The sequence below is a fragment of the Acuticoccus kandeliae genome (assembly GCF_003073115.1).
The window spans coordinates 1,324,400-1,339,139 of record NZ_QBBV01000001.1 but is presented as its reverse complement, the minus strand read 5'-3'; the positions used below and the strand labels follow the sequence as shown (position 1 = coordinate 1,339,139).

At 67.4% G+C, this 14,740-nt stretch carries 15 protein-coding genes and 1 other RNA gene; 5 read left to right on the top strand and 11 right to left on the bottom strand.

Annotated elements, in window-relative coordinates; genetic code table 11:
* Positions 1-1,390: 1,390 nt before the first annotated feature.
* The 9 genes from DBV35_RS06160 to DBV35_RS06120 all read right to left on the bottom strand — a co-directional run bounded on the left by DBV35_RS06160 (position 1,391) and on the right by DBV35_RS06120 (position 8,628).
* A complete protein-coding gene (locus tag DBV35_RS06160; protein ID WP_170134882.1) occupies positions 1,391-1,615 on the bottom strand; it encodes a hypothetical protein in 225 nt (74 codons plus the stop codon).
* A 259-nt stretch (positions 1,616-1,874) separates the two neighbouring features.
* Complete coding sequence (locus DBV35_RS06155; protein WP_245943855.1) at positions 1,875-2,309, bottom strand: secondary thiamine-phosphate synthase enzyme YjbQ; 435 nt, start codon at positions 2,307-2,309, stop codon at positions 1,875-1,877.
* A 14-nt stretch (positions 2,310-2,323) separates the two neighbouring features.
* On the bottom strand, positions 2,324-2,800 hold the full coding sequence (locus tag DBV35_RS06150) for a hypothetical protein (protein WP_157961599.1): 477 nt from the start codon (positions 2,798-2,800) through the stop codon (positions 2,324-2,326).
* 112 nt (positions 2,801-2,912) lie between these two features.
* The gene (locus DBV35_RS06145) at positions 2,913-4,421 is read right to left on the bottom strand and encodes a Do family serine endopeptidase (protein WP_108660585.1); all 1,509 of its coding nucleotides are present in this window, start codon (positions 4,419-4,421) and stop codon (positions 2,913-2,915) included.
* A 21-nt stretch (positions 4,422-4,442) separates the two neighbouring features.
* A complete protein-coding gene (locus DBV35_RS06140) occupies positions 4,443-4,631 on the bottom strand; it encodes a DUF2065 domain-containing protein (RefSeq protein WP_108659308.1) in 189 nt (62 codons plus the stop codon).
* The gene (gene hflC / locus DBV35_RS31380; RefSeq protein ID WP_170134881.1) at positions 4,628-5,998 is read right to left on the bottom strand and encodes a protease modulator HflC; all 1,371 of its coding nucleotides are present in this window, start codon (positions 5,996-5,998) and stop codon (positions 4,628-4,630) included. The genes DBV35_RS06140 and hflC overlap by 4 nt, the downstream gene beginning before the upstream one ends.
* Positions 5,998-7,197, bottom strand: coding sequence for an FtsH protease activity modulator HflK (gene hflK / locus DBV35_RS06130; RefSeq protein WP_108660584.1), 1,200 nt, complete (start codon positions 7,195-7,197; stop codon positions 5,998-6,000). The genes hflC and hflK overlap by 1 nt, the downstream gene beginning before the upstream one ends.
* Before the next feature lie 143 nt (positions 7,198-7,340).
* Complete coding sequence (locus DBV35_RS06125; protein WP_108659307.1) at positions 7,341-7,829, bottom strand: dihydrofolate reductase; 489 nt, start codon at positions 7,827-7,829, stop codon at positions 7,341-7,343.
* Positions 7,830-7,836: 7 nt separating this feature from the next.
* Positions 7,837-8,628 carry a thymidylate synthase gene (locus tag DBV35_RS06120; RefSeq protein ID WP_108659306.1) on the bottom strand — a complete coding sequence of 264 codons (792 nt, stop codon included), beginning with the start codon at positions 8,626-8,628 and terminating at the stop codon, positions 7,837-7,839.
* Between the two features lie 387 nt (positions 8,629-9,015).
* On the opposite strand from DBV35_RS06120, the gene ssrA reads away from it, so the two are divergent.
* The 3 genes from ssrA (at position 9,016) to DBV35_RS06100 (ending at position 11,240) form a co-directional block, all read left to right on the top strand.
* Positions 9,016-9,372, top strand: a transfer-messenger RNA (tmRNA) gene (ssrA, locus tag DBV35_RS06110).
* A 251-nt stretch (positions 9,373-9,623) separates the two neighbouring features.
* Complete coding sequence (locus DBV35_RS06105; RefSeq protein WP_108660583.1) at positions 9,624-10,160, top strand: SspB family protein; 537 nt, start codon at positions 9,624-9,626, stop codon at positions 10,158-10,160.
* 231 nt (positions 10,161-10,391) lie between these two features.
* The gene (locus DBV35_RS06100; RefSeq protein ID WP_108659305.1) at positions 10,392-11,240 is read left to right on the top strand and encodes an MBL fold metallo-hydrolase; all 849 of its coding nucleotides are present in this window, start codon (positions 10,392-10,394) and stop codon (positions 11,238-11,240) included.
* A 32-nt stretch (positions 11,241-11,272) separates the two neighbouring features.
* On the opposite strand, the gene map is transcribed toward DBV35_RS06100, so the two are convergent.
* Positions 11,273-12,112 (bottom strand): type I methionyl aminopeptidase, encoded by an 840-nt coding sequence (gene map / locus DBV35_RS06095; protein WP_108659304.1) that lies wholly within the window; start codon positions 12,110-12,112, stop codon positions 11,273-11,275.
* Positions 12,109-12,321, bottom strand: coding sequence for a ParD-like family protein (locus tag DBV35_RS06090; protein ID WP_108659303.1), 213 nt, complete (start codon positions 12,319-12,321; stop codon positions 12,109-12,111). Before DBV35_RS06090 ends, map begins: the two co-directional genes overlap by 4 nt.
* A gap of 421 nt (positions 12,322-12,742) precedes the next feature.
* Between DBV35_RS06090 and groES the strand changes: the two genes are divergently transcribed.
* Both groES and groL read left to right on the top strand, forming a co-directional pair.
* Positions 12,743-13,051 carry a co-chaperone GroES gene (gene groES, locus DBV35_RS06085; RefSeq protein WP_108659302.1) on the top strand — a complete coding sequence of 103 codons (309 nt, stop codon included), beginning with the start codon at positions 12,743-12,745 and terminating at the stop codon, positions 13,049-13,051.
* Positions 13,052-13,095: 44 nt separating this feature from the next.
* The gene (gene groL / locus DBV35_RS06080) at positions 13,096-14,739 is read left to right on the top strand and encodes a chaperonin GroEL (protein ID WP_108659301.1); all 1,644 of its coding nucleotides are present in this window, start codon (positions 13,096-13,098) and stop codon (positions 14,737-14,739) included.
* Position 14,740: the final 1 nt, after the last annotated feature.

The window sequence follows — 14,740 nt, the reverse complement described above, 5'->3', positions numbered from 1 at the left end:
GGGGCTGTCACGGCGATGAGGCCGGCCTTGCATTGGCCCTTCAGACGGTGGCTCTCACGCTGGATCCAGACGACCGCGCGTGGAGCTGGGTGCGCTGCGGTGTGGTGCCGAGAAGGAGGACAGGCGACGCGATGACGTCGGTCTCCGGTGCAGGCCGACCCGCCGCGTTTGAGTGGGAACCGATGATGGGCCCTCGCGCCGATGATGGCGTGTCCGATGCGCGAGAGACGATGGCGGGGTTCCAGGAGGCGTCCCCCCTTCTCGGCGGGTTTCCAGAACCCGGCCTGCTCGACAGGTGCCGCATCGGAGGATTCGCAGGCGTCGCGTCGCATACACCAGAGGTGACGTGGGCGGGGGCGCTCGCTGCATCGGGGGATCTCGCCGCGGTTGCGAGGCGCTCCCCATTGCAGCCCTCACCGCCTCGCGATGCATTCTCATCCTCGTCGCCTCGCGCAACCGGATGCGCGAAAAGCGAGGCTCCCAGGATCATGCTTCTTGCCTTCGTCTGCCAGCGTCTCGTCTTCCTCAACGCGATGCCCGCCATGGCGGACCACTCGCGGCATGCGTCGACAACGCGGTTGCCCCTCGTCCGAGGTCTGCTTCACCGCGCGCATCCGGTGAGCGCGGTGCTGACGCGTGGGTGATGCTGTGGGGGATTGGGAGAACCGTTGGCCGCCAGGGCGAGCATGTCTCGCACAGCCGCCGCGATGACGTGATCGCGGACGTCGCAGCAGGAGGTGCGGCGGAGGTGTGGCCCGCTCGGCCTGTGTGTCTCCCGTTGCACGACGGGAGCAAGGCGGGCCGCCCTCTCTTCGCGCGCGGCGATCCTGCACATTTTTCGCGGTGACGGTCTCGCTTTGACGGCCCCTCGCAGCGGCTTTGCCGAGCACTCGTTGAGAAGCGGCACGTGCCAAGGCGCCTCTCTCCTCGCGCCCAAGCGCCCTCGCCGGCATCAATGTGCGCGCAAGGGCGGGAACCCGCCACCGATCGTGGAGAGGACACCACATCGTGGAGAGGACACCGCGGCGAGCCATTCGGCAGTGGGCCGTGCGCGGGCGCGCGATCGACGCACAGTTTTGCTGCGGGACCCACTTCGGGGCGGCGTCGAGACGGCCGGGTGGCTTCGCACAAGGCTCATCCGGATGCGCCCTCGGAATCAAGCACATGGCTGTGGTATGGGCTGCCGGGTTCTGTTCACCACCGATCTCCCCTCCGCAACGTTGGAGGGCCCGGTGGTGGGCAATAGACGTTCGGGTCCCGGCGCGTCGGATCTCGCGCGGATGGCCGGCTCAGGTGCAGTTTGGGCTTTGCGGGCCAGAGCGCCCTTGACGGGGCGGCCTACTCGGGTCGGCGGCGGGCTCGTCGTGGTCCGGCCACCCGACCGCGGGGGTTACACCGCGTCGAGGTGGCGGCGCAGGGCGATATTCACGAAATCGATAATTCGCTCGACACCGGCGATGCCGCAGCTTGCGATCTTATACTCGATTGCCGCTTCCAACTCGCGATCGATCTCGATATCGCCGTCGATCACAGAGCCGATCAGGTCGTCCGGTAGCCAGTCTTTGCAGTCGCCATCGTTCTCTAGCATCGCCACTAAGTCCACTTCAGGATCCAATCGAAAATAGCATATCTCCGCCTTACAACCCATGATAACATCGTTCGTGAACGGCCCGCAACTTTAAAGATTTTCATGCATAAGCATTACAACTTTCGAAATTAAGGCGGCTTTGAGGCGGGATCAGGCGGGATTTTGGACCTAATTCAGGATTTCCCTCGATCTCATGCCGATTTCGAATGGATTTCTCTATATTGACGCTCTTCGACATTCTTCCTTCGACACAATCTTCAATTGCCTCGTTGTCAATTTACGCGGGTCAATCGCCCGGATATGTGAGGTGCACGGCGCGCTCGCGGGCACCGGTTCGGTGCTCCACCAGGTAGAGCGCCTGCCATGTGCCGAGGCGCGGCGCGCCCCCCTCCACCGGCAGCATCACCGACGTGTCGCTCAGCATCGCCTTGATGTGGCCGGGCATGTCGTCCGGCCCCTCGAAATGGTGGCGGTAGGGCGCGTTTTCGGGGGCGAGGCGGGCAAGGCTCGTCAAGAGATCGCGCTGGACGTCGTCGTCGGCATTCTCCTGGACGCAGAGCGAGGCGGTGGTGTGGGCGACGAACGCGCAGACCGCGCCGCTCCCCGCCCCGATGTCGCCGAGCCAGGCGCGGAGCGCCGGGGTGAGGTCGTGGAAGGCCGGCCCGCCTGTCCTGAGAGTGAGGCGGCCATGCACCACGCGGGTGACGGCAGCCTCGCTCAAGGTCTCCCGTCGGATCACTCGACCTCGTCGTCGGTGAGGACGTTGTAGAGGTCGCGGAAGCGGCGGACGGCATAACCGGTGACCTCCACCGCCTCGTCGATCCCGCGCCGGGCGCGCGACTGGAGGAGGTCGCTCGAGGCGCGCGCTTCGGCGGCGGCCTCCCCTTCCACCTCGGCCCCCTCGACGAGCGCGCCGATCATCGCGAGGCGCTTCTCGAGCGCGGTGACGCGTGCCTTCAGCGCCGCGTTCTCTGCGGCAAGCGAGCCGTCCGCCCCGTCGGCGCGCGCGGTGGAGGCGGCGACCACGATCTCGCACGTCCACGCGCTGGTGCCCTCGGCGCAGAACTCGACCCCGCCGGTGGCGCGGTCGAGCCGCAGGACGCCGCCCTCCACGGGCTCGATCTGGAAACGCCCCTCGGCCGGCTGCGCGAACGCGCCGGACGTGAGGGCGAGCGACAACACCGCTGCCGCGGCGAGGCTTCGCATGATCATCCTGTCCTCCAACATTGGGCGCCGGCGCGCCGCCATGGAGGCGGGGCCCGGCGCGGCGGCGCTCACGGCGCCGCCATCCCGCATCGGCCGTGACGCGCGGCGAAGGCCGGAATCAGTCCTCGATGCGAAGGGCGGTGAAGCGGAGCTCGCCATCCTTGTTCGACAGCGTGAGGAGCGCCGTCTTGCGGCTCTCGCTGCGCAGCACCTCGATCTGGTCGAGCACCTCCTGCGGCGTCGTCACGACGCGCTGGCCGACCTCGAGGATCACGTCCCCGGCCGTCACGCGCTTCTCCGCGGCGATGCTGTCGTCCTCGACCGTCACGACGATGACGCCGTTGACGTCCGCCCCGATATCGAAGGCCTCGCGCCGCGCATCGTCGAGCATCGCGAGCTCCATGCCGAACACGGTCTTGGTCGGAACGCTGGCCGTCGCGGTCTCGCCCTCGCCTTCGACCGGCACTTCGATGGGGGCCGCGGCGGCGCGCGCCTCGACCTCCTCGAGCTGGCCGAGATCGACCGCGACGGTGACCTCAGACCCCTCGCGCACGACGACGACGTCCACGTGCTTGCCGATCGGCGTCTCGGCGACGATGCGCGGCAGCTCGCGCATCGAGGGTACTTCGCGCCCGTCGAAGCGGACGACCACGTCGCCGGCCTTGATGCCGCCCTTGGCGGCCGGACCGTCTTCCGTCACGCCCGCGATCATCGCGCCGTGGGCGCTGTCCATGCCGAGGCTCTCGGCGACGTCTTCGGTGACCTGCTGAATGCGCACGCCGAGCCAACCGCGCCGCGTCTCGCCATACTCCATGAGCTGGCCGATGACCGAGGTCGCGATCTCGGATGGGATCGCGAAGCCGATGCCGATGGAGCCGCCGCTCGGCGAGATGATCGCCGTGTTGATGCCGATCACGTTGCCTTCCATGTCGAACAACGGACCGCCCGAGTTGCCGCGGTTGATCGCGGCGTCGGTCTGGATGAAGTCGTCATAGGGGCCGGACTGGAGGTTGCGGTTCCGGGCCGAGATGATGCCGACCGTGACCGTGCCGCCGAGGCCGAACGGATTGCCGATCGCCATCACCCAGTCGCCGACGCGAAGACGCGCCGAGGGGGCGAATTTCAAGGGCTCGAGCGGCTCGTCCGGCGTGATCTTCAGGACCGCGAGGTCGGTCTTCGGGTCGTGGCCGACGATCTCGGCCGGATATTGCCGCCCGTCGGCGAAATTCACCGTGACCTCGTCGGCGTCCTTGATGACGTGGTTGTTGGTGATGACGACGCCGTCGGCGGAGATGACGAAGCCGGACCCCAGCGACTGGACGCGGCGGGGATCGGGCGCGCCTTCGTCACGCTCGAAGAAATCGTCGAAGAATTCCTGGAAGGGGGTGTCGCCCTCGGGCGTGCCGCCTTCCGGCGGGGTCGGAACGGCGGGCCGGTCCGCTTCGACGCGCTGCGAGGTCGAGATGTTCACGACCGAGCCGAGGAGCCCTTCCGCGAGATCGGCGACAGAGCGGGGGCCCGTCTCCTGGGCGAGCGATTGTGTCGGGGCGAGCGTCCCGACAGCGGGGGTGAACGCCAGTAGAGCGCCGGCGACGACGGCACCGAGGTGGCGGGGGATCGCGGTCATCAGGTCCTCCACTGCGCTGCGTCAGGCAGCGCGTACCAACCAAACCAGCCCTACCCCGACCACCGCAGCGCCGAGCCCAGCCTTGCGCAACGTGTCGGTCGGGGTCGCGAGGACTTGCCTCATCATGGCACGCATCGTCTCGGGCGCCAGAGCGTAGAGCGCGCCCTCGATGACGAGCACCAGCCCCAAGGCAGCTCCGAGATCGCTCACTGGGTCGTCTGGCCGGGCCTCACGATCGTCACGGAACCCGCCTGGTTTTCCTCGACGGCCGGCGCTTCGGAGGTGTCCGTATCGCCGTTCGTCGCGGTTTCCGCCGTGCTTTCAGGCGATCCGGCGCTCTGCGCCACATCGTCGCCGCCGGTCGCGGCGGCGGTGTCCGTCGCGGGCGCGGCGGTGTCGGCCGGCGTGGTCACGTCCGCGTTACCGTCCGGCGCGGCGGGCGTCTCGGCCGGGGCGGCGGCGGCGGCCGCCTCCTCCTGCTCGGCTTCGACCGCGGCGTCCGCCTCGGCGACGGCCGCGTCGCTCTCGGCGGAGTCCTCGACCTCGGCTGCGATTGTACCGTCGGTCGCGAGCGCGGCGGCGTCGGCCGCAGCCTCGGTGGGCGCAGGGGCCTCGAGGGCCGCCTGCTCGTCGGTCTCGGCCGGGGCGGCGTCCTCACCCGCCGGCAGGGCGGCCGGGGCCGGGGCCGCGGCCGGAGCGCCCGACATCGGGTCGACGCCGAACGGGTTCGCGAAGTAGCGGAAGAACTCCGAATCCGGCGACAGCACGAGGCGCGTGTCCTGCGAGCGGAGCGATTCCTCGTAGGCCTGCATCGCGCGATAGAAGGCGAAGAACTGCTCGTCCTGGGTGTAGGCGTTCGCGAAGATCGCGCTTCGCTGGGCGTCACCCGTACCGCGGATCTGCTCGGCCTCGCGCTGGGCTTCGGCGCGCAGCACCGTCGCCGTGCGGTCGGCGGCGGCGCGAACGCGCTGGGCCGCTTCCTGACCGCGGGCGCGGATCTCGCGCGCTTCCTGCTGACGCTCGGTCTGCATCCGGCGATAGATCGCCTCGGAGTTGGCCTCCGGCAGGTCCGCGCGGCGCAGCCGCACGTCGACCACCTCGACGCCGATATCGGCGGCGCGGTTGGCGACGTCAGCCCGGATGCGCTGCATCAGCGCCGAGCGGTTGTCGCGCACGATGTCCTCGAAGGTCGCGTCGGCGAGGACGGCGCGCAGCGAGGCCTGAACGAAGGTCGACAGACGCGAGGCGCCTTCGCGGACATTGTTCACGGTCTGATAGAAGCGGACCGGATCGCCGACGCGGTAGCGCATGAACGCGTCCACCACGAGGCGCTTCTGGTCGGCGGCGATGATTTCCTGCGCCGGGACGTTGAGGTCGAGATTGCGCCGGTCGAGGAAGCGGACCTCCTGGACGAGCGGAATCTTGAAGTTGAGGCCCGGCTCCTGGATCGCCTGGCGCACCTGACCGAACTGCAGGACGAGGGCCTGCTGCGTCGGGTTGACGATGAAGAGCGAGTTGAGCGCGACCACCACCACGATGGCGATGATCACGACGATGGCGATGAGGCCGGCGCGCATCAGCGGGCTCCCTGGGCGGTCGGCTGCGTCTGGGCCCGGTCAAGCCGGTCCAGGGGCAGGTAGGGGACGACACCGGACGAGCCGGCGGAGGTCTGGTCGATGATCACCTTGTCGGTGCCGGCGAGAACGCGCTCCATCGTCTCGAGATACATACGCTGGCGCGTGACGTCCGGCGCCTTGCGATACTCCTCGAAGACCGAGAGGAAGCGGTCGGCCTGACCGGTCGCCTCGGCGACGACCTGATCGCGATAGGCGTTCGCCGCTTCGACGATCTGCGCCGCCTGACCGCGGGCCTGCGGCACCACTTCGTTGGCGTAGGCGTCGGCCTCGTTCTGGAAGCGCTCCTGGTCGGCGCGGGCGGCCTGCACGTCGCGGAAGGCGTCGATGACCTCGAGCGGCGGGTCCACCTTCTGCATCTGCACCTGGCTCACCTGCACGCCGGCGCCGTAATCGTTCAGCGTCGCCTGCATCAGCGTCTGCACGTCCTGTTCGACCTGCTGGCGCTCCTGGGTCAGGATCGGCTGGATGTTGCGGCGGCCGACGACTTCGCGCATCGCGCTCTCGGCGACCTGCTTCACGGTCCCTTCCGGATCCTCGATGTTGAAGAGGAAGTTCGCCGGGTCGGAGATGCGCCACTGCACCTTGAAGTCGACGTCGACGATGTTCTCATCGCCCGTCAGCATCAGGCTCTCCTCCGGCACGTCGCCGCCACGGCCCTCGCCGCGCGAGCCGATGTTCACTTCCCGGATGCGCAGGACGTCGGGCGTGTAGACCTCACCGAACGGGTAGGGCCAATTGTAGTTGAGGCCGGGCTGCGTGGTGCCCTGATAGCGGCCGAGCACCAGCTCGACGCCGAGTTCGCCGGGACCGACGCGGTAGAAGCCCGTCAGGCCGTAGAGAATGCCGACGGCCACGAGTGCGAGCGCGATGCCGCGTCCGCCGATGCCCCCGAGCGAGGGGCCGCCGCTGCCGCCACTGCCCCCGCCGCCACCCTTCTTCGGGAAGACGCGCTTCAGCTTGTCCTGGCTGCGACGCAGCAATTCTTCGAGATCGGGGGACCCTTGAGGATCCTGCCCGCGCTGGGGTCCGTTATTGCCCCACGGATTCGGACGATTGGGACCGTTATTGTTGCCCCATGGGCCGTCTCCACCGCCCCAGGGCCCACCGCCCTTGCCGCCCGACTGGTTGTTCCAGGGCATCCCCGCTCCCCTTGCCGCTTCGATGATGGTGCCGGTGATCAAACCGGTTTCGTCCGCAGATAATCATCCGCGGTTGTCGCGCAAACGCGGCGAAACGCGCCACGCGAACTCGCCTTATAGGCTGGAGGTCGGACGCCTTTCAATCAACTGGCGCGTTGGGTGCGAGCATAAGTCTCGAAAGTGAAGGGATATTCGTCCCGCTCACCTTGCACCCCCGCCTCCTCGGCGACCTTCGCGAAGGCCTCGTCGATGGGCGGGAAGTAGATATCGCCGTCGGGCCGGGCGTGGACGCGGGTGATCTCGATCCGGTCGGCGCGCGCCATTCCGTCGCGATAGATGCGCGCCCCGCCGGCGAGGAAAACGGGCGTGTCGGCCATCGCGAGCGCCGCTGCGAGGCTCGGCGCGACCTCCATCCCCTCCACCGGGCGGCTCGACACGACGATGGTCCGTCGTCCCGGCAGGGCCTTGCCGATCGATTCGTGGGTGCGCCGGCCGATCACGATCGTGTTGCCGAGCGTGCGCGCCTTGAAGCGCTTCAGATCACTCGACAGGCGCCACGGCAGGTCGAGCCCGCGGCCGATCACGCCGTTCTCGGCCACCGCGGCGAGGATGGTGACCGGAATCTCGCCCATCGCGGCCTCAGACGGCGACGGGCGCCTTGATCGCCGGATGCGGGTCGTAGCCCTCGATCCGGATATCCTCGGCGGTGATCGCGAAAAGGTCGCGCGGCGCGCCGTCGAGGACGAGGCGGGGAAGCGGTCGCGGCTCGCGTGAGAGCTGCAGCTCGGCCTGCTCCAGGTGGTTGAGATAGAGGTGCGCGTCGCCGAGCGTGTGGACGAGGTCGCCCGCCTCGAGCCCGGTCGCGTGGGCGATCATGTGCGTCATGATCGCGTAGGAGGCGATGTTGAAGGGCACGCCGAGGAAGGCGTCGGCCGAGCGCTGATAGACCTGGCACGAGAGGCGGCCGGCGGCGACGTGGAACTGGAAGAGGAGATGGCAGGGCGGCAGCGCCATCTTGTCGAGGTCGCTGACATTCCAGGCCGAGACGATGTGCCGCCGCGAGGCGGGGTCGCTCTTGATCGCCTCCACCACGCGGGCGAGCTGGTCGACGGGGCCGTTCTCGGTCGGCCAGGCGCGCCACTGGCGGCCATAGATCGGGCCGAGCTCGCCGTCGGCATCGGCCCACTCGTCCCAGATGGTGGCGCCGCGGGCGTTGAGGCTGCGCGCGTTGGTCTCGCCGGCGATGAACCACAGGAGCTCGGCGATCACCGACTTGAGGTGGACGCGCTTGGTCGTGACCACCGGCAGGCCGTCGGCGAGATTGTAGCGCGTCTGATGGCCGAACACGGACAGCGTCCCGACACCGGTCCGGTCGGCTTGGCGCACGCCTTCGTCGAGGATGCGGCGCAGCAGTTCATGATAGGCCTTCATCGGTGCCTCCCGTCATCTGTTGCAGCCGATCTCACGCATGATCGCCACGACCTGGGCGCGCGAGCGGCAGACATTCTCGCAGGGGATACCGTCATCGTCGCGGTCGGCCCCGGATGGCGGCCGGCGCACCAGGCCACCACCGCCTCGCGACACGAGCGATAGTCCGTGCAGCGCGCGGCGTCCGCGGTGTTCGGCACGAAGGCGGCGGCCAGCGCGAGCGCCAGCACGATCCCATCCGTCCGCGTCAGAAACCTCGCCACCCCGGAAATCACCTGCAAACCTTATCCAGGGAGACATACGCGCATGCGCGGGGTCCCGAAATGCGAAGGACACACCTGTCACCGAAATTCTTTTCGGGGCACGCAAAAGGCGGCGCGATGCAAGCATCCCCTTCACGCGAGGGGCAAAGCCTCCTATATTCCGCAGTGCCAGCGACGGTTGGCTACGGCGATAAACGGATTGCGTAATAAGCCATTCGGACCCGGGGGCGGTACCCGGCGCCTCCACCCAAATCCCACGGCTCACGTGGGGTTTCGGCGGGGGCGAAATAGGATCGACGAGGGTGTAAAGGCTCTTCTTTCGCTCGGCATGGTACCACCGTTATCGGACCAAACTTGTAGTTGCGAATGACAACTATGCTGAGGCTCGTCTCGCTGCGTAATGCGGCGTGACACCTCGAATTAAGTCCTCCTACCGCAAGTAGGAGGCGGGGTTGGGAGGCACCTGGCAACAGAAGCCTCCGCTTCTCTCTCCCATTCCCCCAATACCGTCCGTCGCACCGCCTCATCCTGGCGCTGGCGAAATCGCGCGCGACTGTCCACATTGGTACGCGACCTGCAGCCCGATCGCATGAAAGCTGATTTTCGGGCCGGCAGTCGCGGCTCGGGCCGCCCGTTTTGGGTGCTCTGCGGCAAACTCCGGATCGAGAAGCGTCAATACCGCATTGGATTGGCACGCCCGACGCGCTAAATCCGGCGGGGCATTGGAGGCTGATGGTGGCAGACGACCTCATCCGTTACGACGTTTTGGTCCAGGATGCGCTGCGCGGCGTGGTCCGCAAGGTGATGCGCGAAGTGGCCGATGGGGGCCTACCGGGCGAACATCATTTCTATGTCGCGTTCGACACGACCGCGCCCGGCGTGCGCATGTCCTCGCGCCTGCGCCAGCAGCACCCGCAGGAGATGACCATCGTCCTGCAGCATCAGTTCTGGGACCTCGCGGTCTCCGAGCATGGCTTCGAGGTCGGCCTCTCCTTCGGCGGCGTGCCGGAGCGGCTCCTCGTCCCCTTCGCCGCGGTGAAGGGCTTCTTCGACCCGTCCGTCCAGTTCGGCCTGCAATTCGACCCGGCGAACAACGCCCAGTCGACACCGGTCGACCTCGCCGGCGACCAGGGGGCCGTGCCGGCCCTCCCCATCCGCGCCGAGGACGAGGCGGACGAGGCCACCGACGGCGCCGAGCCGGAGAAGGACGACGAGCCGCGCCCGGAAGGGGCCGAGGTCGTCTCCCTCGACGCGTTCCGCAAGAAGCCCTGACAGGCCGCGGCCCACGCGGCCGCGCCCTCCCCGCCCGCGGACGCACACCGTCCCGCCAGCGACACAACGTCTCGATGCAAGACCCCGCTGTGGCCGGGTCCTGCCGGGAAATCTGGCGAAATCGGCGGTTGCCTCACTCCTGGGCAGCGCACTTCCAGCCTTTGTGAAGCGACAAATCGCGAAGCGGCGGTATCGTCGTCCCCTGGTTGGCGCGAACCATGGGAGAAGCGTATGGCCGGCGATCGGCGACGTGGGTTCACCGGACGGGCTTGGCTGCTTCTTCTCGCCGCCGCATCACTTGCCATGGGAGCGGCGCCCGCCGCGGCGCAGATGGCCTCCAACTGCCAGGCCATCGCCAACGCGATCCCCGAGGCGACCTTCATCCGCGCCTCGTTCACCCCGGTCCAGGCGAGCGACGCCTACGCGGTGACGATCCGCTATGTCGGCCACTCCACCTTCCGCATCACCGCGCCGGACGGGACCGTCATCGCGACGGACTATAACGGCAATGCCGGCTCGGGCGGGACGCCGGACGTGGTGACGATGAACCACGCCCATTCGAGCCACTACACGAACTACCCCTCCCCCGACATTGCGAACGTCCTGCGCGGCTGGAACCCGGAGGGCGGCAAGGCGGAGCACTTCCTCACCGTCGGCGACGTGCTGATCCGCAACGTCGCGACCGACATCCGCAGCTACGGGATGGTCGAGGAGAGCGGCAACTCGATCTTCATCTTCGAGACGGCGGGCCTCTGCATCGGCCATCTCGGCCACCTGCACCAGATGCTGTCCGACGCGCAGATCGCCGAGATCGGCCGGCTCGACGTGGTGTTCGTCCCGATCGACGGCACCTACACGATGAACCATGCCGGCATGATGACCGTGGTCGAGCGCCTGCGCACCTCCATCGTCATCCCGATGCATTGGTTCACCCAGTACACCCTCGCCCAGTTCGTCACCGAGACGCGCGCGGCCGGGCTCGACATCATGATGCTCGGCGAGGATACCCTCACCGTCTCCCTCAACACGCTGCCGGAAATGCCGACCCTCGTCGTCATGCCGCGCGAGGTCGCCTTCTAGATCGCGTCACCAACGCGATCGGCAGCCAACGTCTAGGCCGACGCCTCGCCGATCGCGGGAGCGCCGATTCCGGCCCCCTGCTCCGCCGTCCGCCGTACCCCGCCCGGCCCCATCGCGTTCTCGCCGGGGCGCAGGGTGAGGACGGAGACGCCCGTCTCGGTGACGGCGACGGTGTGCTCGAACTGGGCCGAGAGCGAGCCGTCGCGCGTGACGACGGTCCACCCGTCAGCCTCCGTGCGCACGTTCCGCCGGCCGCGGTTGAGCATCGGCTCGATGGTGAAGACCATCCCTTCGCGCAGCCGCATCCCCGTGCCCGGCCGCCCGAAATGGACGATCTGCGGCTCCTCGTGCATCTCGCGCCCGATGCCGTGGCCGCAATATTCGCGCACCACCGAATAGCCGTTGCGCTTGGCGTGGCGCTCGATCGCCCATCCGATATCGCCGAGCCGGGCGCCAGGACGAACCGCGCGGATCCCCATCCACAGCGCCTCATAGGTCACGTTGACGAGACGCGCCGCGGCGGGCTGCACATTGCCGACGAGGTAGGTCTTGCTGGAATCGGCGATGTAGCCGTCCTTCTCCAGCGTGATGTCGAAATTGACGATGTCCCCGTCCCGCAGCACGGCCGTCTCGGACGGGATGCCGTGGCACACGACGTCGTTCACCGAGGAATTCAGCGCGAACGCGTAACCGTACTGGCCCTTGCTGGCGGGACGGGCCTTCAAGTCGTCGACGATGAAGCGCTCGACCATGTCGTTGACGGCGAGCGTCGACAGGCCGACGAGCGGGGTCTCGTCGAGAAGGCCGAAGACGGATCCGAGCAGGCGGCCGGACTGCGCCATCAGCGCCAGCTCCTGCGGCGTCTTCGTCATGCCTCGTTGGCGGCGAGCGGGCGCGCGGCAACGCCGGCGTCGCTGAACTCGCGCGCGATGATCTCGGCGAAGCTCAGCGAGGGGTTGGTCTCGCACAGCATCCCGACCTTGATCCAGTAGGCGGCCTGCGCGTTGATCGAGCGGCAGGACACCTTGCTCGCGCGGCGCAACTGGTCGTGCAGATCGTCGTCGATGCTCACAATGCCCATCCGGGCCTCCATACAATGCGTATGGACCGTATATGCTTCGTATATGCGCGTGCCAAGCGCGTCGACGACGGCGGCAAGAATTGAACAGCGCGAACGAGGCATCGCGCCGGCGCGAAAAGTCTGTTAGGTCGTCGGCCGGGCGCCGCTCGTTTTCGACGGGGCGTGCGCCAAAACGCGCCGTATCGCTGGCGGCGCGGCGGGTCGCCCCTCCCGTGCGGCATTCGGTCGTCCGCCAACGGGGACCGCTACGCCTATCTACGGGGCGTCAGAGGCGGGCCCTCTAACGGCGAAATCGACGGAAAGTTCCGGCCGGTGCCGTTGACACTCAAAACCGACCCGCCTATCTCCGCCTCAACCGTTAGCACTCCCCACTTGCGAGTGCTAGCAGGCTCAGATCGACGATGACCTTACGAGGACAGACATGAAATTCCGTCCGTTGCACGACCGCGTCGTCGTGCGCCGCATTGAGTCCGAAGAGAAGACCAAGGGCGGCATCATCATTCCCGACACCGCCAAGGAAAAGCCGCAGGAAGGCGAAGTTGTCGCCGTCGGTCCGGGCGCCCGCAATGAGCAGGGCCAGGTCACGCCGCTCGACGTCAAGGCTGGCGACCGCGTCCTTTTCGGCAAGTGGTCCGGCACCGAAGTCAAGCTCGATGGTGAAGACCTCCTCATCATGAAGGAGAGCGACATCATGGGCGTGGTCGAAGGCGTCCCCGCGACGGCCGCGTAAGTTTCGCGCACGTACCCGAAAAAGCTTAGTTTTAGGAGCCAACGATGGCAGCCAAAGAAGTCAAGTTTTCGTCTGACGCGCGCGACAAGATGCTCCGCGGTGTCGACATCCTCGCCAACGCCGTCAAGGTGACGCTCGGCCCGAAGGGTCGCAACGTCGTGATCGAGAAGTCCTTCGGTGCTCCGCGCATCACGAAGGACGGTGTGACGGTGGCCAAGGAAATCGAGCTTGAGGACAAGTTCGAGAACATGGGCGCCCAGATGGTCCGCGAGGTCGCCTCGAAGACCAACGATCTCGCCGGTGACGGCACGACCTCCGCGACCGTTCTCGCCCAGGCGATCGTCCGCGAAGGCGCCAAGGCGGTTGCCGCCGGCATGAACCCGATGGACCTGAAGCGCGGCATCGACCTCGCCGTGATCGAGGCCATCAAGGATCTGACCGCCCGTTCGCGCAAGATCTCGACCTCCGATGAGGTCGCGCAGGTTGGCACCATCTCCGCCAACGGCGACAAGGAAGTCGGCCAGATGATCGCCGACGCCATGCAGAAGGTCGGCAACGAGGGTGTCATCACCGTCGAAGAGGCCAAGTCGCTCGAGACCGAACTCGAAGTCGTCGAGGGCATGCAGTTCGATCGCGGCTACATCTCGCCGTACTTCGTGACGAACGCCGAGAAGATGACCGTCGAGCTCGACGATCCCTACATTCTCATCTTCGAGAAGAAGCTCTCCAACCTCCAGGCGATGCTTCCGATCCTCGAGGCTGTCGTTCAGTCCAGCCGTCCGCTCCTCATCATCGCCGAGGACGTCGAAGGCGAGGCTCTGGCCACGCTCGTCGTCAACAAGCTCCGCGGTGGCCTGAAGGTCGCGGCCGTGAAGGCGCCGGGCTTCGGCGACCGCCGCAAGGCCATGCTGCAGGACATCGCGATCCTGACCGCCGGCCAGGTCATCTCCGAAGACCTCGGCATCAAGCTCGAGTCCGTGTCGATCGACATGCTTGGCCGCGCCAAGAAGGTCACGATCAACAAGGACGAGACCACGATCGTCGACGGCGCCGGTGAAGCCGAGGACATCAAGGGCCGCGTCGCTCAGATCAAGCAGCAGATCGAAGAGACCACCTCCGACTACGATCGCGAGAAGCTCCAGGAGCGTCTGGCGAAGCTCGCTGGCGGCGTCGCGGTGATCCGCGTCGGCGGCGCGACGGAAGTCGAAGTGAAGGAGAAGAAGGACCGCGTCGACGACGCGCTCAACGCCACCCGCGCTGCGGTGGAAGAGGGCATCGTCCCGGGCGGCGGTGTGGCTCTGCTCCGCGCCAAGGCGGCCGTCTCCAAGCTCTCCTCCGACAACGCTGACGTCCAGGCCGGCATCAAGACCGTCCTGCGCGCGCTCGAGGCTCCGGTTCGTCAGATCGTTGAGAACGCCGGTGTCGAAGGCTCGATCGTGGTCGGTAAGATCCTCGAGAACGCGACGGCCGACTTCGGCTTCGACGCGCAGAACGAGGAATATGGCGACATGATCCAGAAGGGCATCATCGACCCGACCAAGGTCGTGCGTCACGCCCTCCAGGACGCCGCGTCGATCGCTTCCCTTCTCGTGACGACCGAGGCCATGGTTGCCGAGGCGCCGAAGAAGGACTCGGCTCCCGCGATGCCGGGTGGCGGCATGGGCGGCATGGGCGGCATGGACTTCTAAG